31 protein-coding genes, 1 other RNA gene and 1 pseudogene are annotated in these 26,726 nt (G+C 37.9%); 22 read left to right on the forward strand and 11 right to left on the reverse strand.

Going from position 1 to position 26,726, the window contains the following annotated elements; all coding sequences use genetic code 11:
* The first annotated feature begins 177 nt into the window (after positions 1–177).
* Positions 178–2,196 (forward strand): oxidoreductase, encoded by a 2,019-nt coding sequence (locus GWJ05_RS05850; RefSeq protein ID WP_036933007.1) that lies wholly within the window; start codon positions 178–180, stop codon positions 2,194–2,196.
* Between the two features lie 111 nt (positions 2,197–2,307).
* Here GWJ05_RS05850 and sstT read toward each other — a convergent pair whose 3' ends face one another.
* The gene (gene sstT / locus GWJ05_RS05855) at positions 2,308–3,561 is read right to left on the reverse strand and encodes a serine/threonine transporter SstT (protein ID WP_036933008.1); all 1,254 of its coding nucleotides are present in this window, start codon (positions 3,559–3,561) and stop codon (positions 2,308–2,310) included.
* Positions 3,562–4,295: 734 nt separating this feature from the next.
* Here sstT and GWJ05_RS05860 point away from each other — a divergent pair.
* From GWJ05_RS05860 to GWJ05_RS05925, 16 genes and pseudogenes are all read left to right on the forward strand, one after another.
* Complete coding sequence (locus tag GWJ05_RS05860; RefSeq protein ID WP_036933010.1) at positions 4,296–4,958, forward strand: DedA family protein; 663 nt, start codon at positions 4,296–4,298, stop codon at positions 4,956–4,958.
* Between the two features lie 249 nt (positions 4,959–5,207).
* Positions 5,208–5,513: a DUF883 family protein gene (locus GWJ05_RS05865; protein ID WP_036933011.1), complete on the forward strand. Its 306-nt coding sequence runs from the start codon at positions 5,208–5,210 to the stop codon at positions 5,511–5,513.
* A 6-nt stretch (positions 5,514–5,519) separates the two neighbouring features.
* Positions 5,520–5,930 (forward strand): phage holin family protein, encoded by a 411-nt coding sequence (locus tag GWJ05_RS05870; RefSeq protein ID WP_036933012.1) that lies wholly within the window; start codon positions 5,520–5,522, stop codon positions 5,928–5,930.
* Positions 5,911–6,216, forward strand: coding sequence for a YqjK-like family protein (locus GWJ05_RS05875; protein ID WP_224215430.1), 306 nt, complete (start codon positions 5,911–5,913; stop codon positions 6,214–6,216). Before GWJ05_RS05870 ends, GWJ05_RS05875 begins: the two co-directional genes overlap by 20 nt.
* Positions 6,217–6,400: 184 nt before the next feature.
* Positions 6,401–6,793 (forward strand): DoxX family protein, encoded by a 393-nt coding sequence (locus GWJ05_RS05880; protein WP_036933013.1) that lies wholly within the window; start codon positions 6,401–6,403, stop codon positions 6,791–6,793.
* Positions 6,794–7,374: 581 nt separating this feature from the next.
* Positions 7,375–7,893, forward strand: a complete 519-nt coding sequence (locus tag GWJ05_RS05885) for an Hcp family type VI secretion system effector (protein WP_087802933.1) — start codon at positions 7,375–7,377, stop codon at positions 7,891–7,893.
* Positions 7,894–7,992: 99 nt separating this feature from the next.
* The gene (locus GWJ05_RS18515; RefSeq protein ID WP_237585079.1) at positions 7,993–8,196 is read left to right on the forward strand and encodes a hypothetical protein; all 204 of its coding nucleotides are present in this window, start codon (positions 7,993–7,995) and stop codon (positions 8,194–8,196) included.
* A pseudogene (tssI, locus tag GWJ05_RS05890) lies at positions 8,165–9,139 on the forward strand (type VI secretion system tip protein TssI/VgrG); the annotation flags it as partial. The gene GWJ05_RS18515 and the pseudogene tssI, both read left to right, overlap by 32 nt.
* On the forward strand, positions 9,096–9,704 hold the full coding sequence (locus GWJ05_RS05895) for a bacteriophage T4 gp5 trimerisation domain-containing protein (RefSeq protein ID WP_373370560.1): 609 nt from the start codon (positions 9,096–9,098) through the stop codon (positions 9,702–9,704). The pseudogene tssI and the gene GWJ05_RS05895, both read left to right, overlap by 44 nt.
* Entirely contained in the window at positions 9,697–9,957 is a 261-nt protein-coding gene (locus tag GWJ05_RS05900) for a hypothetical protein (protein WP_161681171.1), read from the forward strand. The genes GWJ05_RS05895 and GWJ05_RS05900 overlap by 8 nt, the downstream gene beginning before the upstream one ends.
* The gene (locus tag GWJ05_RS05905) at positions 9,914–10,288 is read left to right on the forward strand and encodes a DUF4123 domain-containing protein (protein WP_161681173.1); all 375 of its coding nucleotides are present in this window, start codon (positions 9,914–9,916) and stop codon (positions 10,286–10,288) included. Before GWJ05_RS05900 ends, GWJ05_RS05905 begins: the two co-directional genes overlap by 44 nt.
* A gap of 9 nt (positions 10,289–10,297) precedes the next feature.
* The gene (locus GWJ05_RS05910) at positions 10,298–11,491 is read left to right on the forward strand and encodes a hypothetical protein (RefSeq protein WP_161681175.1); all 1,194 of its coding nucleotides are present in this window, start codon (positions 10,298–10,300) and stop codon (positions 11,489–11,491) included.
* Positions 11,492–11,624: 133 nt separating this feature from the next.
* Positions 11,625–12,440 carry a hypothetical protein gene (locus GWJ05_RS18520; RefSeq protein WP_237585080.1) on the forward strand — a complete coding sequence of 272 codons (816 nt, stop codon included), beginning with the start codon at positions 11,625–11,627 and terminating at the stop codon, positions 12,438–12,440.
* Between the two features lie 356 nt (positions 12,441–12,796).
* Complete coding sequence (locus GWJ05_RS18525; protein ID WP_237585082.1) at positions 12,797–13,387, forward strand: hypothetical protein; 591 nt, start codon at positions 12,797–12,799, stop codon at positions 13,385–13,387.
* 96 nt (positions 13,388–13,483) lie between these two features.
* Positions 13,484–14,128 carry a hypothetical protein gene (locus GWJ05_RS18410; protein ID WP_202612556.1) on the forward strand — a complete coding sequence of 215 codons (645 nt, stop codon included), beginning with the start codon at positions 13,484–13,486 and terminating at the stop codon, positions 14,126–14,128.
* Between the two features lie 24 nt (positions 14,129–14,152).
* Positions 14,153–14,422, forward strand: a complete 270-nt coding sequence (locus tag GWJ05_RS05925; RefSeq protein WP_036933023.1) for a PAAR domain-containing protein — start codon at positions 14,153–14,155, stop codon at positions 14,420–14,422.
* A gap of 90 nt (positions 14,423–14,512) precedes the next feature.
* Here GWJ05_RS05925 and GWJ05_RS05930 read toward each other — a convergent pair whose 3' ends face one another.
* Positions 14,513–15,415: a LysR family transcriptional regulator gene (locus GWJ05_RS05930; RefSeq protein ID WP_036933024.1), complete on the reverse strand. Its 903-nt coding sequence runs from the start codon at positions 15,413–15,415 to the stop codon at positions 14,513–14,515.
* 113 nt (positions 15,416–15,528) lie between these two features.
* Here GWJ05_RS05930 and GWJ05_RS05935 point away from each other — a divergent pair, with 113 nt between their 5' ends.
* Positions 15,529–16,233: a pirin family protein gene (locus GWJ05_RS05935; protein ID WP_036933025.1), complete on the forward strand. Its 705-nt coding sequence runs from the start codon at positions 15,529–15,531 to the stop codon at positions 16,231–16,233.
* A 67-nt stretch (positions 16,234–16,300) separates the two neighbouring features.
* Here GWJ05_RS05935 and rnpB read toward each other — a convergent pair.
* Together rnpB and rsmI are read right to left on the reverse strand one after the other, a co-directional pair.
* Positions 16,301–16,675, reverse strand: an RNA gene (gene rnpB, locus GWJ05_RS05940) — RNase P RNA component class A.
* A 60-nt stretch (positions 16,676–16,735) separates the two neighbouring features.
* A complete protein-coding gene (rsmI, locus tag GWJ05_RS05945; protein WP_087802927.1) occupies positions 16,736–17,614 on the reverse strand; it encodes a 16S rRNA (cytidine(1402)-2'-O)-methyltransferase in 879 nt (292 codons plus the stop codon).
* A 61-nt stretch (positions 17,615–17,675) separates the two neighbouring features.
* Here rsmI and GWJ05_RS05950 point away from each other — a divergent pair, with 61 nt between their 5' ends.
* The 4 genes from GWJ05_RS05950 to dolP all read left to right on the forward strand — a co-directional run bounded on the left by GWJ05_RS05950 (position 17,676) and on the right by dolP (position 21,087).
* A complete protein-coding gene (locus GWJ05_RS05950) occupies positions 17,676–19,430 on the forward strand; it encodes a penicillin-binding protein activator (protein WP_087802925.1) in 1,755 nt (584 codons plus the stop codon).
* Between the two features lie 75 nt (positions 19,431–19,505).
* Positions 19,506–19,886, forward strand: a complete 381-nt coding sequence (locus tag GWJ05_RS05955) for a YraN family protein (protein ID WP_036933028.1) — start codon at positions 19,506–19,508, stop codon at positions 19,884–19,886.
* Positions 19,887–19,908: 22 nt separating this feature from the next.
* The gene (gene diaA / locus GWJ05_RS05960) at positions 19,909–20,499 is read left to right on the forward strand and encodes a DnaA initiator-associating protein DiaA (protein ID WP_004245257.1); all 591 of its coding nucleotides are present in this window, start codon (positions 19,909–19,911) and stop codon (positions 20,497–20,499) included.
* Positions 20,500–20,508: 9 nt separating this feature from the next.
* Positions 20,509–21,087, forward strand: coding sequence for a division/outer membrane stress-associated lipid-binding lipoprotein (dolP, locus tag GWJ05_RS05965; RefSeq protein ID WP_036933029.1), 579 nt, complete (start codon positions 20,509–20,511; stop codon positions 21,085–21,087).
* Between the two features lie 113 nt (positions 21,088–21,200).
* Here dolP and ureG read toward each other — a convergent pair whose 3' ends face one another.
* The 7 genes from ureG to GWJ05_RS06000 are packed head-to-tail and all read right to left on the reverse strand — an operon-like array spanning position 21,201 to position 26,242.
* A complete protein-coding gene (gene ureG / locus GWJ05_RS05970; RefSeq protein WP_036933030.1) occupies positions 21,201–21,818 on the reverse strand; it encodes an urease accessory protein UreG in 618 nt (205 codons plus the stop codon).
* A gap of 9 nt (positions 21,819–21,827) precedes the next feature.
* Positions 21,828–22,493 (reverse strand): urease accessory protein UreF, encoded by a 666-nt coding sequence (locus tag GWJ05_RS05975; protein WP_036933031.1) that lies wholly within the window; start codon positions 22,491–22,493, stop codon positions 21,828–21,830.
* A gap of 24 nt (positions 22,494–22,517) precedes the next feature.
* Positions 22,518–23,021, reverse strand: coding sequence for an urease accessory protein UreE (ureE, locus tag GWJ05_RS05980; RefSeq protein WP_036933032.1), 504 nt, complete (start codon positions 23,019–23,021; stop codon positions 22,518–22,520).
* Between the two features lie 25 nt (positions 23,022–23,046).
* Positions 23,047–24,750 carry an urease subunit alpha gene (gene ureC / locus GWJ05_RS05985; RefSeq protein ID WP_036933033.1) on the reverse strand — a complete coding sequence of 568 codons (1,704 nt, stop codon included), beginning with the start codon at positions 24,748–24,750 and terminating at the stop codon, positions 23,047–23,049.
* Positions 24,747–25,073 carry an urease subunit beta gene (locus GWJ05_RS05990; protein ID WP_036933035.1) on the reverse strand — a complete coding sequence of 109 codons (327 nt, stop codon included), beginning with the start codon at positions 25,071–25,073 and terminating at the stop codon, positions 24,747–24,749. Before GWJ05_RS05990 ends, ureC begins: the two co-directional genes overlap by 4 nt.
* An 8-nt stretch (positions 25,074–25,081) precedes the next feature.
* Positions 25,082–25,384 (reverse strand): urease subunit gamma, encoded by a 303-nt coding sequence (locus GWJ05_RS05995; protein ID WP_004908484.1) that lies wholly within the window; start codon positions 25,382–25,384, stop codon positions 25,082–25,084.
* A gap of 21 nt (positions 25,385–25,405) precedes the next feature.
* Complete coding sequence (locus tag GWJ05_RS06000; RefSeq protein WP_036933038.1) at positions 25,406–26,242, reverse strand: urease accessory protein UreD; 837 nt, start codon at positions 26,240–26,242, stop codon at positions 25,406–25,408.
* Positions 26,243–26,726: the final 484 nt, after the last annotated feature.

The raw sequence follows: 26,726 nt of genomic DNA on the forward strand, positions 1-26,726 counted from the left end.
TTTTTATTATCATTATTTGTTCTCATTAATCGATTACTTAGATTATTATCGATTTATAACACCCTAATCACCTTTTCCATGATTAAGATCACAACCTATTAACATAATGAACTCTTAACCTCTCACTTCTCGTTATGCTATAGATATCTCATCTGACCAGTATAAAAAGGGTATCTGATGGCACATTATTCTCACTTATTTTCGCCCCTTGATTTAGGCTTTACTGTACTTAAAAACCGTATTTTAATGGGCTCTATGCATACCGGACTCGAAGAAGATCCTAAAGATGCTCCAAAACTTGCACAGTTTTATGCACAAAGGGCGGCGGCTGGTGTTGCACTCATTGTTACAGGTGGAATATCACCTAATAAGCAGGGTGTATTATTACCCCACGCAGCAACATTGATGTCTGAATGCCAGCTTGCACCACATCAATTGGTGACTGATGCTGTTCATCAGCAAGGTGGTAAAATTGCATTACAGATATTGCATACTGGTCGCTATAGCTATCAACCTGATTTAGTTGCACCAAGTGCAATTCAATCCCCGATCACCCCGTTTATGCCGAGAGCAATGAGTCATGAACAAATAGAACAAACTATTGATGATTACATTCGTTGTGCGCAATTAGCTCAAAAAGCAGGTTATGACGGTGTTGAAATTATGGGTTCTGAAGGCTATTTAATTAATCAGTTTTTAGTTAATCATACCAACCAGCGAGACGATCAATGGGGGGGAAATATTGAAAATCGTTGTCGTTTCCCCTTACGTATTCTTAAAGGTATAAAAAAAGCGGTGGGTGAAAAATTTATTATTATTTACCGCCTTTCTATGTTGGATTTAATTAAAGATGGTTCAGATGCATCAGAGGTACTCTATCTAGCCAACGCCATTGAAAAAGCGGGTGCAACCATGATCAATACGGGGATCGGCTGGCACGAGGCACGTATCCCAACAATTGCTACCATGGTGCCAAGAGGTCAATTTGCCAATGTAACACGTGAACTAATGGGAAAAGTGAATATTCCTCTCATCACCTCAAACCGTATTAACACCCCACAAACGGCAGAAGCTATTTTGGCTGAAGGCTGTGCCGATATGGTTTCAATGGCACGCCCTTTCCTCGCAGATCCAGAATTTGTCCTTAAAGCCCAACAAGGGCGTGAAGATGAGATAAATACCTGTATTGCCTGTAATCAAGCCTGCCTTGATGAAATATTTTCAGGCCAACCAGCCACTTGCTTAGTCAATCCTTTTGCTTGTCGAGAAACCGAGCTCTTAATTATCCCAACTCAACAACCTAAAAAGTTAGCTGTTGTCGGTGCAGGGCCTGCCGGATTATCTTTTGCTATAACAGCGGCAAAACGAGGTCATCATGTCACACTTTTTGAAAAAGAAGATGCAATTGGTGGGCAACTCAATATTGCCAGACAAATTCCTGGCAAAGAAGAATTTCAAGAAACCTTGCGCTACTTTAAACGACAACTACAACTCACTGGGGTGATTGTTAAAAATAATACCGAAGCCACTCCTCATCACCTGGTAAACTTTGATGAAGTTATTTTAGCCAGTGGTGTAACTCCACACAGCCCTAACATTACCGGCCAAGAGAATGAGATTGTTAAAACTTACCTTGATGTGTTAAAGCACCATCAAGCTGTAGGTAAAAATGTGGTGATCATTGGTAGCGGAGGTATTGGTTTTGATACCGGCCTTTATCTTACGCAAAAAGGCCAATGCAGTAGCCTAAGCCCGTGTGCTTTTAATAAAGAATGGGGTATTGATCCGACACTTTCTTATCGTGGTGGTATAAAACCTGCAACCCCCAAAAAAGATGATAATAAACAAATTATTATGACACAACGTAAAGCAGGCAAAATAGGGCTAAATTTAGGTAAAACAACGGGGTGGATACATCGTTTAACACTTGAAAATAAAGGTGTTAACTTCTTAACTCATTGTGCTTATCAAAAAATCACCTCTGAAGGGCTTTATATTGAACAAGAGGGAAAACAACAACTTATTCCCGCAGATAATATTATCTTGTGTACAGGGCAACGCGCTTACCATCCATTACTTGCTCCTTTAGAAAGTGACAATAAAAAAGTTCATCTTATTGGTGGTGCCAAAGATGCCAGTGCATTAGATGCAAAACGTGCTATTAGGCAAGGAACAGAATTAGCGCTCGATATTTAATATCTTTTTCAATGTCTGAGTAAAAAGAAACCCCACATAAAAATGTGGGGTTCTTTTTTTATTATTAATTATTATTTTTTACTACTCTTCCTGTCTTACTACTTACCCATTTTACCCATTATTTTTTTCAGTTAATGGATTATCTGAAATACGGTTATCTTCAGCAATACAGACGGTTGCCGTAAAAAGAACATCGGTTGATGAGTTAAGTGCTGTTTCTGCTGAATCTTGTAATACACCAATCATCACACCCACAGCAACCACTTGCATCGCGATATCATTGCTAATACCAAACATGCTACAAGCCAATGGAATTAACAGTAAAGATCCCCCTGCAACACCTGATGCACCACAAGCACAAACAGCAGCAACAAGACTTAATAACAATGCCGTAGGCACATCAACAGACATACCCAATGTATTTACCGCGGCTAATGTCAAAATAGTAATGGTGATTGCGGCTCCGCCCATATTGATTGTCGCACCTAATGGAATTGAAACAGAATAAGTATCTTCGTTTAAATTCATGCGACGGCACATCGCCATATTCACAGGAATATTTGCCGCTGAGCTACGTGTAAAGAAGGCGGTGACGCCACTTTCACGCAAACATGCCCATACTAATGGATATGGGTTACTGCGGATTTTCCAAAATACAATCAGTGGATTCACGACTAAAGCAACAAATAGCATACTGCCAATCAACACCACCAGAACATGTAAATAACCGGCTAAAACTTCAAAACCTGTTGTTGCTATCGTTGATGATACCAACCCAAAAATACCAATAGGCGCTAGACGAATAACAACACGTACAACATTTGTTACAGCGTCAGCTAAATCTTGCGTTAATGCTTTTGTAGTATCACTTGCATGGCGTAATGCCAAACCTAAACCAATAGACCATGCTAAGATCCCCATATAGTTACCATTGATAAGTGCATCAACAGGGTTAGCAACCACATTAATTAACACCCCTTTGAGTACCTCCGCGATATTTTCAGGTGGAGTTAATTGCGATTCGTTGACCACTAGTGTTAAAACAGATGGGAACATAAAACTTGCAAAAACTGCCGTTAAAGAAGCAAAGAACGTTGCTAATAGATATAAAATTAATACAGGGCGAATATTCGATTTTTGCCCTTGGCGATGATTTGCAATCGAAGCCATTACCAGAACCCAGACTAACACTGGCGCCACGGCTTTCAGCGCACTAATAAACAGAGTACCTAACAAGCTCATCATCTTGGCAACTTCTGGTGCTAACCAAGCGAGTAAGATCCCTGCAACTAAACCAATGAGTATTTGTTTGACGAGGCTTCCCCTAAAGAACAGGCTGAAGACTCTGGATTGTTGTTTATCCATAGCTATTCCATTACTTAAAATAATATTTAAAAAAGGCATTTTTGAGTGTTTGCAATGCCAGTATAAGGAATTGAATCGCGCTGAAAAGCTGATTATGCAAAATATACAGCATTAATCATCATTGTTAACAAATAAATAACATATCTGTGATCATAATAGGATTTTGTTCTTTTTAGTATACCAACCAAAAATGAAAGAAATTATTATTATCAGTAAGTTATACTTACCCAAATACCTTGTTTTTTATTTTTCTTCTCTTCTTTTTTGTTATCTTAATCAACTGATAGTTTTTTTATTAACATAATCACTAACAATCACGCACTCTCTCCAAGCACAATTTGTATAAATAATAAACAAAAAAGATGAATGATTTAAATAAGATAACCTTTTATTTTCTTTCAATTGATATTGAAAATTTATCTTTTTTGATAAAAATAAAATGTGATATTTCTCTTTTTAATATCTTTTCTCTCAAGGTTTTCTTTTAAAAAATCACCTACTCTGAACTCAAAAAGAGATTAAATGTCTATTTTTCAAGATCCCATATCTATGGGTAAGTTGTATCGTAATAGAGTTGAAAAATTTTCTGTCTAGTTTTTCCTGATTTTGTTAGAGTGTTGCTGTTTTAAACAATGAAAAATAGACCCTATGAAGTGGAAAACGGGTAAATTTATTACAACACTTATTGAATTTATATTTACCCCCAAATGACTCAGTTTTAGGAAGCCTTTTATATGGAAATCGTAAGAGAGCTCTTCTTGGCGCTATGGCATCAAGATTACGAAACCTTAGCTAATCCCTCATTAATATGGATTATCTACATTTTGTTATTCACCATACTATTCCTAGAAAACGGAGTATTACCCGCGGCTTTCTTACCAGGAGATAGCTTATTAATTTTAGTGGGTGTGTTAATTGCTAAAGACACAATGGACTTTCCATTAACCTTACTTATTTTAACCGCAGGTGCGAGCCTAGGCTGTTGGTTGGGCTATCTTCAAGGACGATGGCTTGGTAATACAAAGTTAGTACGTAGTTGGCTATCGCATCTACCAGAACATTACCACCAACGTGCACATGGGCTTTTTCATCGTCATGGCTTAGCCGCATTACTTATCGGTCGCTTTTTAGCTTTCGTCAGAACATTGTTGCCAACGATTGCAGGCCTTGCTGGCTTGAATAATACTCGCTTTCAAATTTTCAATTGGCTAAGTGGACTTTTATGGGTTGGTATACTGACCACATTGGGTTATGTATTAGGTAATAGCCCACTATTTCGTCAATATGAACACCATTTAATGAACTTCCTGATGCTATTACCTGTTTGCCTATTAGTAATCGGTTTAATTGGTAGTATCTGGGTTGTAATTAAAAAGAAAAAAAAAGCAAAGGCTTAATCCCTATCAAATAATATCAAGATTTTCTGACTGTCATTACACAGTAAAAAAAGCCTGTTTCATCTTATTAAACAGGCCTTTTTTCTTCAAATGCTCACTCCTTAATCCCTGTTTCATTCTTTTAATCCCCCTACTTAATTAAGATTTATCTCTTTTTTTTACCATCAAGTCATTATTTAATTTCATTAAGCTGTCAAATTAGTCTATTGTTATAAGTATCACATTCTATCTCTATTAAAGGAGTTACTTATGTCTCATCAACGTTCAAACGAAGATCTGCGTAGTGAATTGAAATCTCTTGCTGATACTCTAGAAGAAGTGCTGAACTCCTCTGCAGATAAATCCAAAGAAGAGCTCCAAAGCCTACGAGCCAAAGCAGAATCTGCCATAAAAGGTTCTCGAGCAAAACTCAGCGATGCAGGCCGAGAAATTGTTGATAACACTAAAGAAATGGCAGGAAAAGCAGATAACTACGTTCGTGAAAATCCATGGACAGGTATTGGTATCGGTGCTGCTGTCGGTGTTGTTCTTGGTGTTCTACTTGCCAAACGATAATTGATAATGAGTGACACGCAAAGACCACAGGGCCCCGCTTCCGGGGTTCTGAATTCTCTCAGTAGAATTGGTGCAATCGTTATAGGCATGATTGAAACTCGCCTACGATTAATTGCCATTGAACTAGAAGAAGAAAAAACAACGTTGATCCAGCTTATTCTCATGACTGGGGTCACCTTGTTACTCACTGCATTTGGTTTAATGAGCTTACTTATACTGGTTTTTTGGGCTATTTCTCCTGAATATCGAATTTATGCTTTAGCTATCACAACGGCTGTTTTACTTATCTGTGCGCTTATTGGCGCCATCATGACATTAAGAAAAGTGCGAAATTCTACCCTGTTAGGCGATACTCGCCAGCAATTAGAATTAGATAAACGTCTTTTGGAGCAATATCATGATGAACAGACAAAATAAACAGGCGATCCTCTCAAGACGTAAAAAGCTGTTGTTGAATAAAATTCAGCAACAGCGCTCTGATTTAGGGCAAAGTACACAAATTTGGCTTGATGTAACAGAGCCTTATGATAAAGCATGGCGCATTTTAGTCTCTTTAAAACCGGCCCTTTTAGTAGGCGCCAGTTTTATGTCGCTTTATAGTATTAAACACCCTAAAAAAATCATACGGTTAGGGCAACGCGCTATCGGTGCATTTGGCTTAATTAGAGCAATACAGAAGTCATTCAAAAAAACCTCAGATTAAACATCAATTTTTTTGTCTATGAATGTTAATTCTTCTTAATATCCTCTTTTTCAATTTCCCATTATTGTATCTCTCACACTGTAGCCGTGGTTATTAATTCTGAAAAAAGAAAATTAACCAACGAAAATACAAATATAAACAGATATAAATTGCAGATAATAGAGTTTGATTAGGAATAAACATCATGAAAAAATTTGAAGACATTGCATTATTAATTGCCCGTATTTTAATGCCAATTTTATTTATCAGCGCAGGCTATGGAAAAATTGGTGGTTACGAAGGTACACAGCAATATATGCAAGCAATGGGCGTTCCCGGTTTCTTATTACCACTGACTATTTTATTAGAATTAGGTGGTGGATTAGCAATCTTATTTGGTTTCTTAACCCGCACCACAGCAATCTTTACTGCGATCTTTACTCTCTTAACCGCGTTACTGTTCCACAGTAATTTTGCTGAAGGCATGAACCAATTAATGTTTATGAAAAACATGACAATTGCAGGCGGATATTTATTACTCGTTGTGACAGGCCCTGGTAAATGGAGTTTAGATCGTATTTTCAATAAAAACTGGTAATAACAAGTTTAGAAACAAAAAAGATCCCTTAGGGGATCTTTTTTTTGTTGATAAAGATTTTTTAATTATCTAACAATCACTCTATGGGTGATATTTTTGCCTCTATTTAAAGGGATCTTCTGCGATACACTAAATTTTAGGTGCGCATTTTTTGTCCTTTGAGAATAAAAATCGTAGTTTGCGTATTATTTTGAAAATAGGACTATTTTTTCCTTACAAATCAACGCTATTACAATTTGAAAAAAAATACACATTTTGTTACATATTAAAAATCCATGTACATTAGAACTGACTGGCTTTAGCGAGATTTCGGATATTTACGAAAGAGAATGATATAAGTAAATACACTTATTTTAAGAAACGAAAGCAGTAAATAACGTGTGAACAATTATTTTACGCTAAGTCACTTATCCTACGAGGATACAACGTCCTTCTTTTCCGTCACTCCCTTTACTTCCCCTTAAAATTACTTAAGCTACTCTAATCAAATCGCGGTGCACACTGGCTGATTTTTTGAAAAGGACATCAACAATAATAGTTTTGTTGAGAAACAATAACTGATAGTTAATTAAGGACTTGCCATGCCAACTCCCTGCTATATCTCCATTGAAGGAAAAACCCAAGGTAATATTACTGCGGGTGCATTTACGGCTGAATCAGTAGGAAATATTTATGTTCAAGGCCACGAAGATGAAATGCTGGTGCAAGCATTCTCTCATGTAGTGACTGTGCCCACTGATCCACAATCAGGTCAGCCTTCAGGTCAACGTGCACATAAACCTTTCCGTTTTACGGTGGCGTTAAACAAAGCGGTTCCTCTGCTGTATAACGCATTAGCCTCGGGCGAAATGTTGCCAAAAATCACATTAAAATGGTATCGCACCTCGGTTGAAGGGAAGCAAGAGCATTTCTTCACCACCACATTAACTGATGCCACTATCGTCAATATCGATTGCCAAATGCCACACTGCCAAGATCCGACTAAGTCTGACTTCACTCAACTGATCGAAGTGTCTCTTTCTTATCGCAAAATTGATTGGGAACACACCGTTGCAGGGACATCAAGCTCTGACGACTGGCGTGAGCCACTCGAAGGTTAATTCTTCACACTTTATTTATGGGCTCTGTCATGGGCCCATTGTTCTCTGCATTTTTTGTCTTTTTTATTGCGTGTTTGTCACATTTAAATGGGAGCTTTTATGTCAACGAATGACGCTAACAATACCCCTAAACCCCGTTTGGTATTAGATGATCCAACATCATCACCCTCTTTCAAAATAGGGATGACATTCTCTGAACAACAAGCCCGCATTAAAAAATACAGCGAATTACTTGAAACCCTAGGTAAAGGGGTTACTTCATACGGGGTTAGTGTTTACTTGCCAAATTGGCGATTTACCTAAAAGCACTTTTCAAGTCACTCAGTTTGATTTAAACGAAGGATTATCAGCGCTTTTCACGCTTTCAATACACGCGGTGAGTGAGCAGCGTGATATTGATTTTGCCAACCAATTAGGTGTGGCTTCATCATTAACCGTCAGTCGTGACGGTAAAACAATCCGCACGGTTCAAGGCTTACTGGCGAGTGCAGAACAAGGCAACACCGACGGCGTTAAAACGTGGTATCAATTTGTTATTCGCCCTGAAATGTGGGTGATGACGCTTAATCAAGACAGCCGTATATTCCAACATAAAACGGTGCCTCAAATTCTTCAGCAATTGCTAGATGAAGCGCATATCAAATATGACAACCAGTTCTATCAACCCGAACTGCATCAAACTCGTCGCTATATCACGCAAAAGCGTGAATCTGCTTATGCTTTCTGGTGTCGTTTAGCGTTTGAAGAAGGGATCAACTTTTGGTTTGAAGAAGGGCCAAAACTGTTTTATAGCGACAATCATTTAGGTATGACGGCGGGGATCACGCTGACGTATAACCCACAAGCGGAAACGGATATTACGGATACCACCGCTACCACATGGCGCTATACCGAACGTTTATGCAGTGATGTGCGTATTGATAAAGACTATAACCCAATACGACCTTCTTATCCGTTATCGCAAAACACAACGGGTGACGTTCATCAGCAACATCCTGTTTTTGAAAGCTATGGCCGTTTTCAAGAAGAGGCAGAAGCTCAGCCATTGAATCAATTGCGTTATGAGCAATCTCAAAATTATCGTCAAACAGGCTCGGCAAGTACCAACTGTTTTGCGTTAATGCCGGGCAAAGTGTTTACCTTAACCCATCATCCAAGTGCACGTATGAATTCACGTTGGCAAGTGATCAGCGTTTCACATCATGGTGTACAACCCTCTGCGGATAACGGTGGCGCAGAGGGATCACCGCACTCATGTATTAAATGATGAATTTCATACCATTAATCATAGTCGTCAGAAAAAGGTGGGTGTCGATCAACAAGAAAAGATTGGTAATGATAAAAGAACAGAAGTAGGTAGAGATCATTACGAAAAAATAGGTCGTAATTCTGTTATTCATATTTCTCAAGATCAAGAAATTCAAATCGATCGAAATAAAACAGAAGTTATTAATAGTAGTAAGAAATCAATTATTTTTGCTGATCAACTTATTCAAATTGGTGGTCAGAAAAAAATAATAGTTGAAGGCAATATGCATGAGGAAATTAAAACTAAATTATTATCACAATCACCACTTTATATTATTCATGCTGAGAAAAAACTGACATTAGCGGGTTCAGGTGGAAGTATTATTATTGACGAGATGGGTATCACGATAAAGGCCAAACAATTAAAAATTAATGCTTCATCGGTCAATATTGATGGTGGAGGTGTTGATCAAATAAATGCATTAACAGCAGCAACAGAAGAAGGTGTTCCTTTTTGTGAAGTTTGTGCAAAAATAAAAAAGGAAGCAAAAGATAATGAGTAAAGTATCTCGTTTAGCTTCTATTTCTTATGAATTAAATATTGATAAAGAAAATAAATTAAAAAAAATAACATCGTATTTATTTAATGGCATTCCTTTTTCTCGTTATGGCGATAAACATATTATAAAAGGAAGTGAAGTTATTGATAGCCATGTTTGGACTATTATTGATGCAATAAAAAGACCAGATATTGCTATTTTACTTGATATATTTGAAACAGAACACTGTTGCCTTTGGGAAAGGAAAGAGTGCTGAAAACTATTCTTACTATGCACCTTATTTAGTTAAGTTAAACTTAGAGCATCCTTTCACCAATTGGCTATTTGATAATAGCATTGAAAACCCCATCGGGATCTATTTATTTTCACGATTATCTTTAAACGAATTATCATACCAATTACGTAAATTTAATCAGGTTTTTGATGAGGAAACAAATAGCTGGTTAATGTTTAGATATTATGATCCCTTAACAGTAAAAAAATTATTACCTTATCTACCTGTTAAGGACTATATCCAATTTATGGATAATATCCTATTTATTTTAGCTGATGATATCAAATCTAACCAAATTTTAATATTACAATAAGGATATGTAATGGCATTAGATGATAAATTTAAAGATGAAGCTGTGAATAATAATATAGAAACACAGCCATGCGAAAATAACATTAAAGAAGGTGTTTTTTTATCTGACGATAAAAACATTATTGATGCATTAGATAAGTTTTCTCGTAGCCCTTTTGATGAAGATTGGGAAGAAGTAGAAAGTGAACAATTTCCAGGAGAATTAGCGCATGAAACTATGCCGACAGGTATCCCACTTGATGCTTTAATGGCCTATGTTGACCAAGTTAGCCAAGATGATTCCTTCGATCCTAAAATACGGTTAATAGCAGAAGAAATTAAAGGTCACGATAAATTACAAGAAGCTATTCGTAATCATTTTGATCCTGATGGTGGCGAAAATACTGAAGATTTTCTTAATTTCATGCTTGCATTTATACCTGCAAATGAAAGGCCAGAAGATGCCGGATTAACCTATAAAGGAATGAAATCGAAATATAATAAATATCATTATAAAATTGATTTTAAATTAATAAGAACTCAAGTTCATGGAATACAAGACTTCGACAGTATTGATGGTGCAATAGATCAACAAGATGAAATCAAAATGTTGCTTGGCTATAAAAATGTTATGTTATCTCATGTTGATTATAAAAGTAAAAAACGAACGATTACAATTACCCCTAAATTAATAATACAAGGGTTAGAGTTAGGAAAAGGAAAAAAAGATAAGGTAACTGAAAAGGATTACGATGAATTAGCCAGTGATTTAGTCTCTTTTATTATTTCTGAAATTAAAGAACAAGAAGTTAAAGAAAAAATAGAATTAGGAAAGTCAATTGTTGTTGATATAGCCTTTTTATTAACAGGTATTGGTGGTGTATTAACGTTAGCTAAAAATGGTGCTAGAGCTTTACCATTAATTGCGGAAGGATTTAATATAATCTATACAACAAATGAGTTAATAGAAGATACCTCTGCCTTATGGGGGTATAATAATGATAAAGGATATAATGTTTTATTAAACTCAATGAAATATCTTGATTCGAAAACAGGTGGGACTAAAGGTTTTGTCACAACCTATCATGCCATGAATATGTTTATGTGTTTTGGTAAGAAAGTTAAAACCCAAGTAATAACAAGTGGAATAAGCACGAGTTTAGGAACTGTGATTTCTGTAAGTTCAATTACGGGGGAACCTCAAATTATGGATATTAATAAATAAAAATATAAAGGATTATATTTATGGCTAATAAGCCAAGACCTATCAAATATGATGAGACTCACTCTATTAATGTCAGCGTCACAAATAAAGATGAAATAAAAAATTAGGTGATGTTAATATTACTCAATTTAAAATGGTAGGAAAAACATTTCAAACGCATTTTGATGATACAATTGTCACTTGTTTTGGTCCCAAAGCGGATGGCTCATGTATTTTACGTATCCAAGGTAAACCCAAGGGAAGTACGCATCGAGTGACTGGACACATAGAGATTAATTTAAAATCACATCATGATCTTAATAAGATATTACAGTCCAATCTTTTTTATGATGGCGTCACATCATTAAAGTTGGCTCACTTTGTTGGGTATGTGGATGAAAGCCACGTTATTAATGAAATTAAAAAGGGAACCTTATTTGATAAGTTATTTTTAAAAACAAGAAGTGGAAAGGCACCACTTGCTAACAAAGAATCTAGGATTAAAAATGGCAATACAGATATATTAAACCCTTTATATGGTAAAAGCTTTGATCCTGAAAAAATGATAGCATTGCAAAATAAAAAAGGACAAGGAATAGATTTGATTTGTAAGATAGAGCCGACTCCACCTCCGCCAGATTGGGTGACTTTTGAAATAAAAACAGTGATGAAAGATAAATTTGGTGCTAACACAACGCCCACAGGAGGAAAAGCTAGTGAAATACAAAAAAGTTATTTTGAAAATATAAATAAACATTCATTATTAGCTAAGGAATCTTTTTATCAAGGAAGTAATGAATATAGTTTAGGAAAAAAAGAAAGGAAAATTTTATTAAATATACTTGAATCCTGCGAAGAGAAAAATTTGGTTGGATTTAAATTAACAGTAGGTATAGATAATAAATTTAATATTTCTAATAACAATAAATATAATCAATTTTATATAATAGAGAATCTTAAAAATGACTAGACTCAATAAAGCTTTAAAATACATTGAAAAAGAAGTAGTTAATAAAAAATTAGAGATGTCTCTGATATTGAAAAGTTAATTAATGAAGATATTATTGATAATGTTTTGGAAATTCAAAATGATAATAATTCTCGCAAGGATAAATATATAAGATATATGTCAATTTTAAAAATTGAGTCCGGTGCTATTTCTATTATATAGATATATATCAAATATATAAAAATACAAATAAAGTACCATATTCTTTTGAGCGATTTTTTTATCATAAAAATATATATTTTATTTTGGATTATTTTAATTGTTTTAATAGAAAAAGAATTTTTTTAAATCTTGCAGAACAAGGTGAAATCTTATTAATGAATTTTGCTTGTAATTATTTTAAGTTCAGTGAAATTTGTTACGATAAAATAATAGAAAATATTCAATCAGGTAAAATGGCAAACTCGCTCCCCATGTATACGCGCCCTCAAAAATTAGGCGTACTAGCGATTGAAATGTTAGCCAGTGAAAAAAAGGAAACTATTGATTGGGAAAGTGCAGGTATTCCGATTGATCCTTTCTATCAGCGCTTCTGCCAAGAAGCTCTTTATTGTGAAAATGATGAAATTTTAATCCCATGGTTAATAGAATTATGCGATAAGCATATTCAGTGGTCAGCATTATTTCGAAATAATGAAAATGAACAAAGTGCAACTGGTTATGAAGTTGATATGGAAATACTCATTGCTTGGCCTTTTGAATATCAAGCCGTGAAAAATTTTCGTGCTCGTCATGGCTTAAGTACCCCCATAATCGATCATCCATTATTAAAAACACCGATGGCTATCGATGATCATCGTCCTGATATGGTGGGTTGGTTAGAGACTATGCCTGAAATTTATCATCAAATTACAGATGATTTAATTAAAATAAATCCAGAGCTAAAAGTCATTCATACATTATTTTAGTCTTAATTAAAATTAAACGAAGGCTTTTGTTATAAAATGATACTGACAGCAAAAAGCAAACAGATAATTAAGGACAACATTCTTCAGGAATTCTATATGGAAGCAATAGAATTCCTTGAAGATGAGCATAAATTAGTGTTGGATTATTATAATATTAAACAAAAAGCACTATTGGAAATTTTGAAAAACAATTATCACTATTTTGATAAACAACATCGTACAAGCCAATATTTATGCGTTTTTCAAACTATATTAATGATTTATTTTGGTCAGTTTTATAAAAAATCTTTTTTTCATAAAAAATTAGAAATAAACATGAACAATGTTATCACTTATAGAAATAAAGAAAGTCAATCTTGGTTACAAGAAAAAATCAGACTTAAAAAAGATTTAATAGTAAAAGAAAATACTGATTATTTTATTAAGGATGTTAAAAACAGTTACTTTTATATCAGTACTGGACAATCAACATTAGAAAAAGAGATTGATAAGTTTATTTTTAAAGATCCTCTTTGTCGATTTAAAGAGCCACAAAAGGAAAAAAAATTATTTATTAATAATGCTATTAAAAACATTCAACCTTTGTCTATAAATAAAAGTGCTATTACTTATCTCTGTATAATAGCTCAATATATTGATGAGTTAGGTTGTTTTCAAGATATATTACGGCCAAAGTGGTATGGAAAATTAGATTTTCCAGAACTTATTCCTTGGCAGTTTGGAATAATCTCAGGGAATTAATTAATAATAAAGAGAACGTTAAACATGCGTAGCACAATTCAAGGAAGAAAAATCATTTTAAAAAATGATACAACTGATACTAAAGGAACCGTATTAAGCGGTTCTTTATTAGCAAAACAAACACATGAAATTGCCTGTTTAGGCGATGAAGTCTATTGCCCTGCTTGTCAGCAAAAAGGCAAAATTATTGAGGGAGATACCATGATGAAAATAAACAATATTCCCGTCGCGTTAGAAGGGCATAAAGTGCAATGCGGTTGTTTAAAGGGTTGTGTCTTAATGGCAGCGGAGTGATCTATTTTTAATTAGGCGGAGACTTCCGCCTAATATTCGCATCTCTATTTTTATCGATATCTAAAATATAAAAATACTTAAGTACAAAAACTATTTTTTATCGCTCGCAAAGAGTTTAGGTATTTCACGTAAACACCACGATTTAGCTTCACCCATGCTGTCTCTTCGCCATGCCATAATAATATTATTTTCATGATGATATTCTGGGCCAACAACACGTAATCGCCCTTCTTTAATATCATCTTCAATTAAATCAATCGGCATTGTCGCCACACCTAAACCTGCAATTAACGCTCGGCGCTTATCTTCAATAGAACTGACCGTTAAACGACGTTGTTTATCTAATAATAAGACCGTTAAAACAGGGCGTTCTCTTGCGGTATCTGCAATTGCAATACCCCGATATTTTAAGCGAGTTTCTTCTGCTAATGGTTCAGGCTCGTTATGGATAGGGTGATCTGGACTGGCAACGTAAACACTGGTGGTATTGTATAAAGGGCGAAAGTTGATTTCAGATGAAGTGCGAAAATGCATATCGGGTGAAATCACAATATCACATTTACCGCTTTCTAAGCTTTCCCATGCCCCTGCTAAGACTTCAGTGACTAACGAAAGTTGCGTATTAGATTTTTCAGCTAATTTATCAACTAAAGGAAAGAGTCGAGAAGCCGGTGTAAGCGCTTCACAAACGATGGTGATATGTGGCTCCCAACCTCTTGCTAAGGCTTCTGCATCTGACGTTAATTTATCAGCCGCCTCAAGCAGTATGCGCCCTCTATCAAGCAACATTCTACCGACATTGGTAAATTTAGTTCGATGTCCAGAACGGTCAAAAAGGACAACGTCTAAATCTTCTTCTAATTTTTGCATGGTATAACTGAGTGCCGATGGAACTCGATTTAGTTCATCAGCAGCTGCTGCAAAACTCCCTCTACGATCAATGGCATCCATGACTCGTAAAGATTCCAATGTAATGGCTTTGTCTTTACTCATTATACTTATCTCTATCAAATAATTTGATTATAGGCACCAGATTAACTTGCTAACAATAGACAGTCCATACCTCTATGATAAATATATTGATAATCTACTCGAAAAATACCGCTATGATAAAATACAGAACAGCACAACAGTGTGGTAAAGCGGATTATGGATGGCTACAAGCTCGCTACACATTTTCCTTTGGCCACTATTTTGACCCTCATTTTTTAGACTATGGCACGCTAAGAGTTCTTAACCAAGAAGTGCTTGCACCAAATTCAGAATTTAAAGCAAAGACTTATCCTCATGTTGATGTGGTTAATCTTATTCTTCAAGGAGAAGCGACATACCTTGATAATATGGGACGGACAGTCACAGCAAAAGAAAATGAGTGCTTACTTATTTCACCCCATAATACAGAAACTTATATTGAGAAAAATAGCAGTCCAGACACGCCATTAACCCGTATCCAGTTGTGGCTAAATGCTTGTCCACAACAAGAAAGTTTAGCTTCACAAAAATTGATATTAGATGAAAATTTAAAATATCAATTATTAGCTTCGCCTACGGGTGATGATGGTTCATTAATGTTAAGGCAAACTATTTGGCTTTATCATATTCATTTGCAAGCAGGCGATGAAATTACACTGCCAATAAAAGGACAGAAAGGCTTTTTGCAATCCATAAAAGGCGGCACCTATTTGCAAACATCAACACAAGAAAATGGACAAATCCAGTGTGGCGATGGCGCTTTTATTCAAGATAGCCATAGTATTACATTGAAAAGCTCGGCTGAATTTCGTGGTTTATTTATTGATATTATCTCATGATAATTAATTTAGATGGGCTTAAAAGCAGAAAACCCTCGACACACAATGTGAATCGAGGGTTTTTTATGAGGTGAGTTGACCGTTAAGCCGGGTTCTGTCGTGGACAACCATTCATCTAGGCCAGAACTTGCGCGCTGGCTCCAGCAACCTACCCGGGTTCAATGCGGGCCGCACCATAAGAACCCCTATTTGGTCTTGCTCCGGGTGGAGTTTACCATGCCACAAACTGTTACCAGTTGCGCGGTGCGCTCTTACCGCACCCTTTCACCCTTACCTGATCCTGTAAACAGGCCATCGGCGGTTTACTCTCTGCTGCACTTGTCGTAGGCTCGCGCCTCCCAGACGTTATCTGGCACCCTGCCCTGTGGAGCCCGGACTTTCCTCCCCTCTATCCGTCTCCCCGAAGGGACAACGATAAAGCAGCGGTTGTCTAGTCAACTCAGGGTGCGGATTATAGGGATTCTGATAGAAAATGTATAGCAAAAGAAGCTAAAAAATCACTTTACTCGTCTTGAGCTTCACCATTTTGCTCAATAACGTGTTTATAAAGTGCATTTTTCTTCACGCCATAAATTTCAGCTGTCACTGCGGCTGCTTTTTTCAGCGGTAATTCTTTTTGTAAAATCGCGAGTGTTCGTAATACCTCAGGGGGAAAATCATTATCGACCGGTTTTTCATATCCCTCAACAATGAGAACCATCTCACCTTTACGGCGGTTTTCATCTTCAAGTACCCATTTGAGTAATTCACCTACTGGCATACCTTGAATAGTTTCCCACGTTTTTGTGAGCTCTCTCGCTAATACTACATAGCGATTTTCACCCCAAACTGTCACCATATCAGCTAAACTATCTAACAACCGATGTGTTGATTCATAAAAAATCAATGTACGAGGTTCTTCTGACAATTCACGTAGGCAATCTTGGCGACTTTTTGTTTTTGCTGGTAAAAAACCTTCATAACAAAAACGATCAGAAGGAAGCCCTGCAGCAGAAAGTGCCGTAATAGCAGCACAAGCGCCAGGCAGTGGCACTACATTTATGCCATTTTTACGACATTGATTGACTAAATGATAGCCAGGATCGTTAATTAATGGTGTACCTGCATCAGAGACTAATGCGATACTTAGCCCCTGTTGTAATTTGCTAATTAATTGATCTGCTTTTTGCTGTTCATTATGATCATGTAACGCATACAAACGTGCGTTAATGGCAAAGTGCTGTAATAGAAGCCCTGTATGACGGGTATCTTCTGCAGCAATTAAATCGACATGAGACAGCACATCAAGTGCCCGCTGGGTGATATCGCCCAGATTACCAATAGGTGTGGGTACTATGTACAGTGTGGATGTCGTTACCGCTGCTCGATTAGGTTGATTCATTGTTTATTCCGAATGACCGATTTAAAATTGAGCATAATTATAAAACATCACTGGGTACAGTATGCTTTCCTCAATTTTTGTGCGTTTTAAAACAGGTTTATCCTATACTGCGATACTCTCTGCGCTGATTATGTCAGGTTGTACCCTGACGGGGCAACAAGAACCACCTCTCACTCCCGCTGCAAAAGCAGAAATGGAGATGAAACAATTTCAAAAAGTAATTGATGATGCTCAAGGGCAAGCATCTTTAGATGTTATTAGAGCCTATATTGGACTAGAAACATTAATTACCGATCCTGAGCTACATCAGAAAAATATTGATGATACATGGCTCACACTGACCAAACTCACACCTGAACAACGCCGTAGTGTGGTTATCAAAGCAGATGAAAATACTCTGCAAGGTTGGTTAGACTTACTCAACACATATGAATACAACAAAGATGATGCTGATAAGTTATCAATGGCCATTAGAGAATGGCAAACTCGCTATCCTCGTAACCCAGCCGCGTTAACGCTTCCTGTATCATTATTACGCCTTTCACAGCCTTCTGTCAGTGCAAGTAGTCAAATTGCCTTATTATTACCTTTAACAGGGCAGGCTAAAGTGTTCGGTGAAGCTATTCGCCAAGGTTTTCTTGATGCGCAAAGTGGTTTACCACAACCCCAAGCAATACCCGAACCAGAAGCACCTAAAAATGATGACAGTCTTGCTTCCATTTTAGAAGAATTAGGTATCAGCAATACTGAAACACCAATAACAGATACCGCACAAGAACCAACTGAAAAGACTGAAGCGACTCAAGATAAAGAAAAAGAGAGCGTTGCATTTTCAGGTGATCCCACTCTACGTTTAGATCCTGTTGCTCAAAATGCACGTCAAGTGATCGTTTATGATACCAATAGCCAACCTCTTGATATCTTACTGAAAAAAGTACAACAAGATGGCGCTAACTTAATTGTCGGTCCACTGTTAAAACCTGAAGTCATGAAAACCATTGAACTTCAAAGTGGCTTGCCAGTATTAGCATTAAATGAGTTAGATGCGATCCCTTCTGCAACAACCGTCTGTTTCTTCTCACTTTCACCTGAAGATGAAACCCGTAATGCTGCACAGCATTTACGTCAGCAACAAAAATCGACCCCATTAATTATTGTTCCAGATAATAAATTTGGTCAAAGAATGGCACAAACTTTTGCTGATGAATGGCAACGCACAGGTGGGGGGACTGTTTTACAACAAACCTTCAGTTCTGTTGAAAGCTTAAAAGCATCGATTAATCGTGGTGTGGGTATTCGTATGACAGGAACACCTGTGTTACCAACAGAAAATGCACCTTTACCATTAGACACTCAATCTATTCCATCTGCTGGTGGTTCGATTGATTCGGTTTATATCATTGCCACTAGTGATGAATTAACCTTAATTAAACCTATGATCGATATGGCGATCAGTACGAAAAAACGCCCGCCGATCTATGTCAGTTCACGTAGCAATCAAGGTGGAACAGGACCTGATTTCCGTATGGAAATGGACGGTATTCAATTTAGTGATATTCCATTGATGGCGGGTGCTAATTTGCCGTTAATGCAAAAAGCGTCAAGTAAATTTGCGAACGATTACTCATTAATGCGCCTTTATGCTATGGGAATTGATGCATGGTCATTAGCAAACAATTACAATGATCTAACAAAAGGTACCCTGCGTTTTAATGGTATTTCAGGCTCATTACGTGTTGAAGATAACTGTACTGTTTATAGACAACTTCCTTGGATGCAATTTAAACAAGGTAAAATTGAACCTGTTACACAGTAATAGATGCATGCTGTTATTATAAAAACAAACCGCCTTTATGGCGGTTTGTTTTATGAATTATAAAGGAAGAAAATCATGGATGATTTTTCTAAAAGCCCTTACTTTTTAGGGCTGTACTATGAGCAAAAAGCGCTAAAATACTTACGCCAACAAGGATTAAGATTCATTGCACGCAATGTCCGATATCCCTGCGGAGAAATTGATCTTATTATGCAGGACAACAGGACATGGGTATTTGTTGAGGTTCGTTTTAGATACAACACCTTATTAGGTGATGCGATAAGCTCCATTACCTACCCTAAACGTCGTCGCTTATGGCGTACAGCAAAGTGTTGGTTAGCACAGCGCCAAGAAAGTATCGAGACATCAGACTGTCGCTTTGATGTTTGTGCATTTAATCAACGCCAGTTAATATGGTTAAAAAACATTCTCGATTATACGGAATTTATTCGTTAAATTAGATTATATAGGTCTTAACGTGCTTGATAGAATCAAAGTCTGCTTTACAGAGAGTATTCAAACTCAAATTGCAGCAGCAGAAGCATTACCTGATGCCATTTCCAGAGCCGCCATGATGATGGTTCAATCATTGTTAAACGGCCATAAAATATTAAGCTGTGGAAACGGTAGCTCGGCAGCAACAGCACAACGATTTGCCGCAAGCATGATCCATCGTTTTGAAACAGAACGCCCAAGCTTGCCTGCATTATCGTTAAATACAGATAGCGTGGTGATGACTGCCATTATGGGGAATCAGCAACATGATGAGATCTACGCTAAACAAGTACGCGCATTAGGACAAGCTGGTGATGTACTACTTGCTATTTCGACACACGGTAACAGTCGAAGCATTATTAAAGCCGTTGAAGCCGCAGTCACACGAGATATGACCATTGTTGCATTAACAGGCTATGATGGCGGAGAACTTGCTGGGTTATTAGGCCCGCAAGACGTTGAAATTCGCATTCCTTCTCAACGCACCGTCAGAATACAGGAAGTTCAGATGCTAACAGTCAATTGTCTCTGTGATTTAATTGATAATACATTATTCCCACATCAGGATGACTAAGGAGTTACTATGAAATTGCTTCCTATCACCGCAGTGCTGTGCTCTGCACTGTTACTACAAGGCTGTATCGGTGCCGCTGTTGTCGGCACGGCTGCAGTTGCAGGCAAAACCGCAACCGATCCTCGCTCATTAGGGCAACAAGTTGATGATGGTACATTGGAAGCCCGTGTTTCTGGTGCTCTAAATAAAAACGAACAGATCAAGAAAAGTAATTCACGTATTGTGGCTACAGCTTATCAAGGCAATATATTATTAACAGGTCAAAGTCCTGATATGTCTGTGGCTAATACGGCAAAACAAGTCGCAAGTAAAGTTGAAGGTGTAAATAACGTCTATAACGAAGTCCGCCAAGGCGAACCAGTGACATTAGGCACAGCCTCCTCAGATACCTGGTTAACAACTAAAGTTCGCTCTCAAATTTTAGGCAGTGATTCAGTCAAATCGTCTTCAGTCAAAGTGATCACTGAAAATGGTGAAGTGTTCTTATTTGGCATTTTAACCCGCCAAGAAGGCGCGGCTGTTGCGAAAATCGCCAGTGAAACCAAAGGGGTTGTGAAAGTAACAACCGCATTTACTTACCTTAATTAACCCCACATTTTGATATTGTTTCTGTATTATCCTGTCAGTATCGGCCCTTGTGAATAACGGCCGATACTGACAGTGTCTCGCTTAACTAAATCGGGCTGCATTAAAACATGTCGTTAGCGTCTTAACATCCCTTTATCAATAATAAAATCGATAATAGTTTTCAAGCCTACTTTTTCTTTTAAGTTGGTGAAAACATAAGGTTTCACAGGACGCATTCTAGCCGTATCCGCTTCCATTACTTCTAATGATGCGCCAACATAAGGTGCCAGATCGATTTTATTAATTACTAATAAATCCGAATGTGTAATACCAGGACCACCTTTACGTGGGATTTTTTCCCCTTCAGCTACATCAATCACATAAATGGTTAAATCCGCCAGTTCTGGACTAAACGTTGCACTCAAATTATCGCCACCACTTTCTACAAAAACAATATCAAGATTTTTGTGACGCATTGCCAATTCTTCAACAGCGGCAAGATTCATCGATGCATCTTCACGAATGGCGGTATGAGGACATCCTCCTGTTTCTACACCAATAATACGATCGGCATCTAATGCTTCAGCACGTGTTAAGATTTTGGCATCTTCTTGGGTATAAATATCATTAGTGACAACCGCGATTTCATAAGTATCTCGCATTGCTTTACAAAGAACTTCTAACAGTGCCGTTTTTCCTGATCCAACAGGGCCACCAACACCGATACGCAGTGGTTGATTATATTCTTGCATATAGGTTTCTCATGAACGAAAAAGTCGAGTGTATTGTGTTTCATGACGACTACTGGCGATGATTTGCGCTGGTGTAAAACTCCCAATATCCTCCGTTGGCCAGAGTGCGGATTGCTCAACAATCGCAGGGATCTGCGCTGCTAATGTAAATAATATTTTCTGTCCCGCACTTTGTCCCAATGGAATAAGTTTTACACCTGACATCACTGTATTTTCAAGCCACCCCCAAGCGTAAGCACAACATAACTTTTCAGCTGAAATATTCCATTTCACCGCTGCTAACGCAAATGCCATAAGCTGTGTCTGTTTTACACACGCTTGTAAGTTTTCATCTAACTCAATCTCTAATTGAGGCAGTAGGCGAGCGAAAGCGATACCACGTTGGCGCTCTTCTTGTCGCAACTCTTTCGTTTCACGACTTGCGATAATAAAATCACACCAATACTTCACTTCACTCATTTTAGCTTGTGCCAAACTTTCTTGTAGTCGCCGTAATATAGGGAGTTCTAACGTTGCTAAAGTGCCTATCATTTGGGTACTTAGCCAATCCGTTAATGTTTCAGGAGAACAAACCCACCCCTTTTCAATTGCCCACTCTAACCCTTGAGAATATGTAAACGATCCTACGGGTAAAGAAGGACTGACTAATTGATATAAGCGCAGATCTGCAAGCATCAATAGGCTCCCTTATTCAAATAATTAGTGGTGGTGCTGATCGTCATGATCATGATGATGGTGATGATGGCCACCACTAGACGATCCACCATAAGCGCCCGGCTCTGGTTGATATTTTTCCAAGCCGACAACAACACTTGCCCCTAAACCTCTCGCCATATCATCTAAAACATGATCGTGAAAATAACGACACCAACCAGTTTCAATTTGTAATGGGACATGGCGATTGCCTAAGTGGTAACAAACTCGTGCTAGTAACAGTGGATCTTCGCTATACACCGTGGAAACTTGTTCTTTAGCTGCTTCAATGGTGACTAGCATATTATCTTCTGATCGTAAAACATCGCCCTCTTTTAGCACTGTGCCACGGGGTAAAAAGAGCCCAGCTTCTTGTCCATCACTTAAAGTGACTTTTAAGCGACTTTTGGTTCTTTCATCCATCGTTAAACACAACGTAAGGACGTGCTTTTCCGATGTTGCCATTTCAAGCGCTTTCTCTTTATCTATAATTTGAGTAAATCTTTTCATTCTCTATCTTCTCGATAAACCGTTATCAAAAGAGGAAATAACGTTGTGCCATCGGTAATTGCGTCGCAGGTTCACACACTAATGGCACACCATCCGCTTTCACAATATAGGTTTGCGGATCAAGCTCGATATGTGGCACATAGCTATTGTGGATCATCGATGCTTTTGTCACGCTACGACAACCTTGAACACGACCAATTAAGCTTTTTAAGCCGAGTTTTTCAGGGACACGCGCTTCAATGCCCGCTTTAGACATAAAGATCATCGACGTTTGATATTTTGCTTTTCCTAAACAGGCATACATTGGACGATAGTGCACAGGTTGAGGTGTTGGAATAGCGGCGTTAATGTCTCCCATTGGCGCATAAGCCACCATGCCACCTTTCATAATCAGTGCAGGTTTCACGCCAAAGAAAGCCGGATCCCATAAAACTAAATCAGCCAACTTTCCTTTTTCAACAGAGCCAACTTCATGCGCAATACCATGCGCTAGAGCAGGATTAATAGTGTACTTCGCCACATAACGCTTAATACGATGGTTATCACTTTCAGCGGTATCACCCTCTAATGTGCCACGCTGTAATTTCATTTTGTGCGCACATTGCCAAGTACGAAGGATCACTTCACCTACACGCCCCATTGCCTGTGAGTCTGACGACATAACAGAAATAGCCCCCATATCATGTAAGATATCTTCTGCTGCGATAGTTTCACGACGAATACGTGACTCCGCAAAAGCGACATCTTCAGGAATAGAAGGATCAAGGTGATGGCAAACCATCAACATATCGAGATGTTCATCTACCGTGTTAATGGTATAAGGCATCGTTGGATTTGTTGAGGCAGGTAGAATATTGGGCTCTCCCACCGATTTAATCACATCCGGAGCATGTCCACCGCCAGCGCCTTCTGTGTGGAAAACATGGATCACGCGACCTGCAATTGCTTTTACGGTTTCTTCATAAAAACCACCTTCATTTAAGGTGTCGGAGTGAATAGCAACTTGCACATCCATTTCATCGGCAACATTAAGGCAGTTATGAATTGCCATTGGTGTTGCCCCCCAGTCTTCATGGATTTTTAAGCCAATAGCACCCGCTTCAATTTGTTCGCGAACGGCTTCTGGTTGACTCACACAGCCTTTACCGAATAACCCCACATTAATAGGCAATTCATCAACGGCTTCTAACATGCGGTGCATGTTCCAAATACCTGGGGTTACTGTGGTTGCATTAGTTCCAGCAACAGGCCCTGTCCCACCACCAATAAACGTGGTGACACCAGACACTAAACCTTCTTGTGCTTGTTGCGGACAGATAAAGTGAATATGCGTATCAACACCACCTGCGGTAACAATCTTACCTTCACCCGCAACTACTTCTGTAGCAGGCCCAACAATAATATCCACATTGGGTTGCACATCCGGATTACCCGCTTTGCCAATACCGACAATACGGCCATCCTTAATACCGATATCCGCTTTGACTATACCCCAATGGTCTAAAATAATGGCATTAGTGATAAGGACATCGACACACGCCGCATTCACAACTTGACTCTGCCCCATGCCATCACGAATAACTTTACCACCACCAAATTTGACCTCTTCACCATAAGTGGTGAAGTCTTTTTCTATTTCGAGGAAAAGCTCAGTATCTGCTAATCGCAGACGATCGCCTGTTGTTGGGCCAAACATATCTGCATAAGCTTGGCGTGAGATAGTTTTCATTTTTTCTCACTCTCCAATTTACCCATCACTTTGCCATGAAAGCCGTAAATTTCACGTTTTCCGGCAAAAGCCACTAATTCAACGGTACGGCTTTGACCGGGTTCAAAACGAACCGCCATACCTGCTGGAATATTCAAACGAAAGCCCAATGTGCTTTCTCGCTCAAAATTCAGTGCCTCATTCACCTCATAAAAATGATAATGAGAGCCCACTTGTACGGGTCTATCACCATGATTGGCAACCTGTATTATTTTTGTCTCTCTACCTGCATTAAGTTCAATATCCCCTAATGCCTGGTTAACGCTAATTTCACCGGGTATCATGTTATTACCTACACAATAGGATCGTGAATAGAAACAAGCTTAGTGCCATCAGGAAATGTACATTCAACTTGAATGTCTTTTATCATTTCTGGCACCCCTTCCATCACCTGCTCTGCTGTTAGAACAGTACGCCCTTCACTCATTAATTGAGCAACGGTTTTGCCATCACGAGCACCTTCCATAATGGCACAGCTAATCAATGCTACTGCTTCAGGATAATTAAGCTTAAGCCCTCTCGCTAAACGTCTTTCAGCAACAAGACCCGCAGTGAAAAGCAGTAATTTATCTTTTTCTCTTGGTGTTAATTCCATTTCTGCTCCTAAAATTAACGATTATGTCGCCCATATACGAGGCGGCTCAGGGCAATACCCTAACCAGTGTTGTCTGACGGTTTGCCAAACTTGAGCAAAACACGCCATCATCGGCTCTGTTTGTGAGCCTAATAACCGTAAAACTAAAATACCGTCTACATCCGTTAAACCATATTCGATAACATGATTGTAAGAAGCTGAGAAAGCCTCAACACATTGTTGAATAAGATTTTTTAATTCATCGCTTGCAGGATAAATATAAAGCGAACCCAACATAGGAAATTCACGCATTGCAGCGGCTTTATTTTGTAAACCATTAACAAAAAGCGATTCTGTTAATGTCAGCTTTTCATCAATATAAAAGTTAAAACGCCCTTTAACATTGCCATTTTCAAACCACTCATTTAAAACAGGGCGACCAAAACATTGAATTTCCCACCCAATAAATTTGGCAGTAGATGCAATATGAATATGTGTTTCTAGGTGTACTTGAGCATCAGGGAAAAAGATATTTTCCTGTGGAAGCCACTCTAAAAAACCATGTGATGCGACATTTAATGTTTGAATTTGACGAGCCACGCCACCAGCACTACGGTAAAACTTGGTTGCGCCAGGCGTGGTAAGTAATGCATGAGCTTCCGTTTGAACATCAATATTAATCAATAAATTATCACCACCTACTACACCACCAGGAGGATGGAGTAAATAAGTGTGTGCAATACCTTGCTCAGGATAAAAAGGTCGCTGAACCATTAATGGGCCGATATGGCGTTTTTCTGTAAGACGTGTCATTCCGCGCTTTACTTCATAACGTAAAACGATTTCAGCAAGCCAACCTTTCCCTGAAAAGTCAGACATACTCACTCCTGCCAACTTGGCAAAATTATCAAAAAATCAGGAAAATACGTGAATACATACAGCACTATCCATAAGATTGAGTCATTCAAAATCAAATAGAAAATAAGCTAATGAATGTTGGATAGGGTGTGGGTAAAAAGACAAACCGTGATACCCTAAGAACAGGATAATCCCCTTCGTCTGTGACGCGCGATTCTACACCTTATTACAAAAAATGCGTTTTAAATAAATAGCAATTTATTTAGAAAAAATGACACTGATTAAAATAAATGTAAAAAATGAGCATATATCTATATTGTCATCTTTCACCAACGGGATTATATTCTGTGCCACTCTCATGCATTTCACATGACGGCTCTCATTGTTAACTAGAATAACCTCTCTATTTATTCTAGAGGTGACTTCTATGTTTATACAACAATTGAGTTCACTGTAAACAGTGTTTATTTAAGCAACATTGATACTTAGCTTGCCTGCGGTATAT

Origin of the sequence: Proteus sp. G2626 (assembly GCF_009915985.1) — a bacterium.
Taxonomy (GTDB): Bacteria; Pseudomonadota; Gammaproteobacteria; order Enterobacterales; family Enterobacteriaceae; genus Proteus; species Proteus vulgaris.

What these genes read in the sequence shown, in the direction of transcription:
- GWJ05_RS05975 (WP_036933031.1), bottom strand. Translation starts at nt 22,493, where the DNA reads ATGCTTGCAGATCTGCGCTTATATCAATTAGTCAGTCCTTCTTTACCC.
- GWJ05_RS18520 (WP_237585080.1), top strand. Translation starts at nt 11,625, where the DNA reads ATGGTAGGAAAAACATTTCAAACGCATTTTGATGATACAATTGTCACT.
- rsmI (WP_087802927.1), bottom strand. Translation starts at nt 17,614, where the DNA reads ATGAATCAACCTAATCGAGCAGCGGTAACGACATCCACACTGTACATA.
- ureG (WP_036933030.1), bottom strand. Translation starts at nt 21,818, where the DNA reads ATGCAAGAATATAATCAACCACTGCGTATCGGTGTTGGTGGCCCTGTT.
- GWJ05_RS05935 (WP_036933025.1), top strand. Translation starts at nt 15,529, where the DNA reads ATGATAAAATACAGAACAGCACAACAGTGTGGTAAAGCGGATTATGGA.
- ureC (WP_036933033.1), bottom strand. Translation starts at nt 24,750, where the DNA reads ATGAAAACTATCTCACGCCAAGCTTATGCAGATATGTTTGGCCCAACA.
- sstT (WP_036933008.1), bottom strand. Translation starts at nt 3,561, where the DNA reads ATGGATAAACAACAATCCAGAGTCTTCAGCCTGTTCTTTAGGGGAAGC.
- GWJ05_RS05865 (WP_036933011.1), top strand. Translation starts at nt 5,208, where the DNA reads ATGTCTCATCAACGTTCAAACGAAGATCTGCGTAGTGAATTGAAATCT.
- GWJ05_RS05925 (WP_036933023.1), top strand. Translation starts at nt 14,153, where the DNA reads ATGCGTAGCACAATTCAAGGAAGAAAAATCATTTTAAAAAATGATACA.
- GWJ05_RS18515 (WP_237585079.1), top strand. Translation starts at nt 7,993, where the DNA reads ATGTCAACGAATGACGCTAACAATACCCCTAAACCCCGTTTGGTATTA.
- GWJ05_RS05990 (WP_036933035.1), bottom strand. Translation starts at nt 25,073, where the DNA reads ATGATACCCGGTGAAATTAGCGTTAACCAGGCATTAGGGGATATTGAA.
- GWJ05_RS05875 (WP_224215430.1), top strand. Translation starts at nt 5,911, where the DNA reads ATGATGAACAGACAAAATAAACAGGCGATCCTCTCAAGACGTAAAAAG.
- GWJ05_RS05900 (WP_161681171.1), top strand. Translation starts at nt 9,697, where the DNA reads ATGAGTAAAGTATCTCGTTTAGCTTCTATTTCTTATGAATTAAATATT.
- GWJ05_RS05955 (WP_036933028.1), top strand. Translation starts at nt 19,506, where the DNA reads ATGGATGATTTTTCTAAAAGCCCTTACTTTTTAGGGCTGTACTATGAG.
- ureE (WP_036933032.1), bottom strand. Translation starts at nt 23,021, where the DNA reads ATGAAAAGATTTACTCAAATTATAGATAAAGAGAAAGCGCTTGAAATG.
- GWJ05_RS05895 (WP_373370560.1), top strand. Translation starts at nt 9,096, where the DNA reads ATGGTGTACAACCCTCTGCGGATAACGGTGGCGCAGAGGGATCACCGC.
- GWJ05_RS05870 (WP_036933012.1), top strand. Translation starts at nt 5,520, where the DNA reads ATGAGTGACACGCAAAGACCACAGGGCCCCGCTTCCGGGGTTCTGAAT.
- dolP (WP_036933029.1), top strand. Translation starts at nt 20,509, where the DNA reads ATGAAATTGCTTCCTATCACCGCAGTGCTGTGCTCTGCACTGTTACTA.
- GWJ05_RS05995 (WP_004908484.1), bottom strand. Translation starts at nt 25,384, where the DNA reads ATGGAATTAACACCAAGAGAAAAAGATAAATTACTGCTTTTCACTGCG.
- GWJ05_RS18525 (WP_237585082.1), top strand. Translation starts at nt 12,797, where the DNA reads ATGAATTTTGCTTGTAATTATTTTAAGTTCAGTGAAATTTGTTACGAT.
- GWJ05_RS18410 (WP_202612556.1), top strand. Translation starts at nt 13,484, where the DNA reads ATGGAAGCAATAGAATTCCTTGAAGATGAGCATAAATTAGTGTTGGAT.
- GWJ05_RS05910 (WP_161681175.1), top strand. Translation starts at nt 10,298, where the DNA reads ATGGCATTAGATGATAAATTTAAAGATGAAGCTGTGAATAATAATATA.
- GWJ05_RS05850 (WP_036933007.1), top strand. Translation starts at nt 178, where the DNA reads ATGGCACATTATTCTCACTTATTTTCGCCCCTTGATTTAGGCTTTACT.
- GWJ05_RS05880 (WP_036933013.1), top strand. Translation starts at nt 6,401, where the DNA reads ATGAAAAAATTTGAAGACATTGCATTATTAATTGCCCGTATTTTAATG.
- GWJ05_RS05930 (WP_036933024.1), bottom strand. Translation starts at nt 15,415, where the DNA reads ATGAGTAAAGACAAAGCCATTACATTGGAATCTTTACGAGTCATGGAT.
- GWJ05_RS06000 (WP_036933038.1), bottom strand. Translation starts at nt 26,242, where the DNA reads ATGTCTGACTTTTCAGGGAAAGGTTGGCTTGCTGAAATCGTTTTACGT.
- GWJ05_RS05885 (WP_087802933.1), top strand. Translation starts at nt 7,375, where the DNA reads ATGCCAACTCCCTGCTATATCTCCATTGAAGGAAAAACCCAAGGTAAT.
- GWJ05_RS05860 (WP_036933010.1), top strand. Translation starts at nt 4,296, where the DNA reads ATGGAAATCGTAAGAGAGCTCTTCTTGGCGCTATGGCATCAAGATTAC.
- GWJ05_RS05950 (WP_087802925.1), top strand. Translation starts at nt 17,676, where the DNA reads ATGCTTTCCTCAATTTTTGTGCGTTTTAAAACAGGTTTATCCTATACT.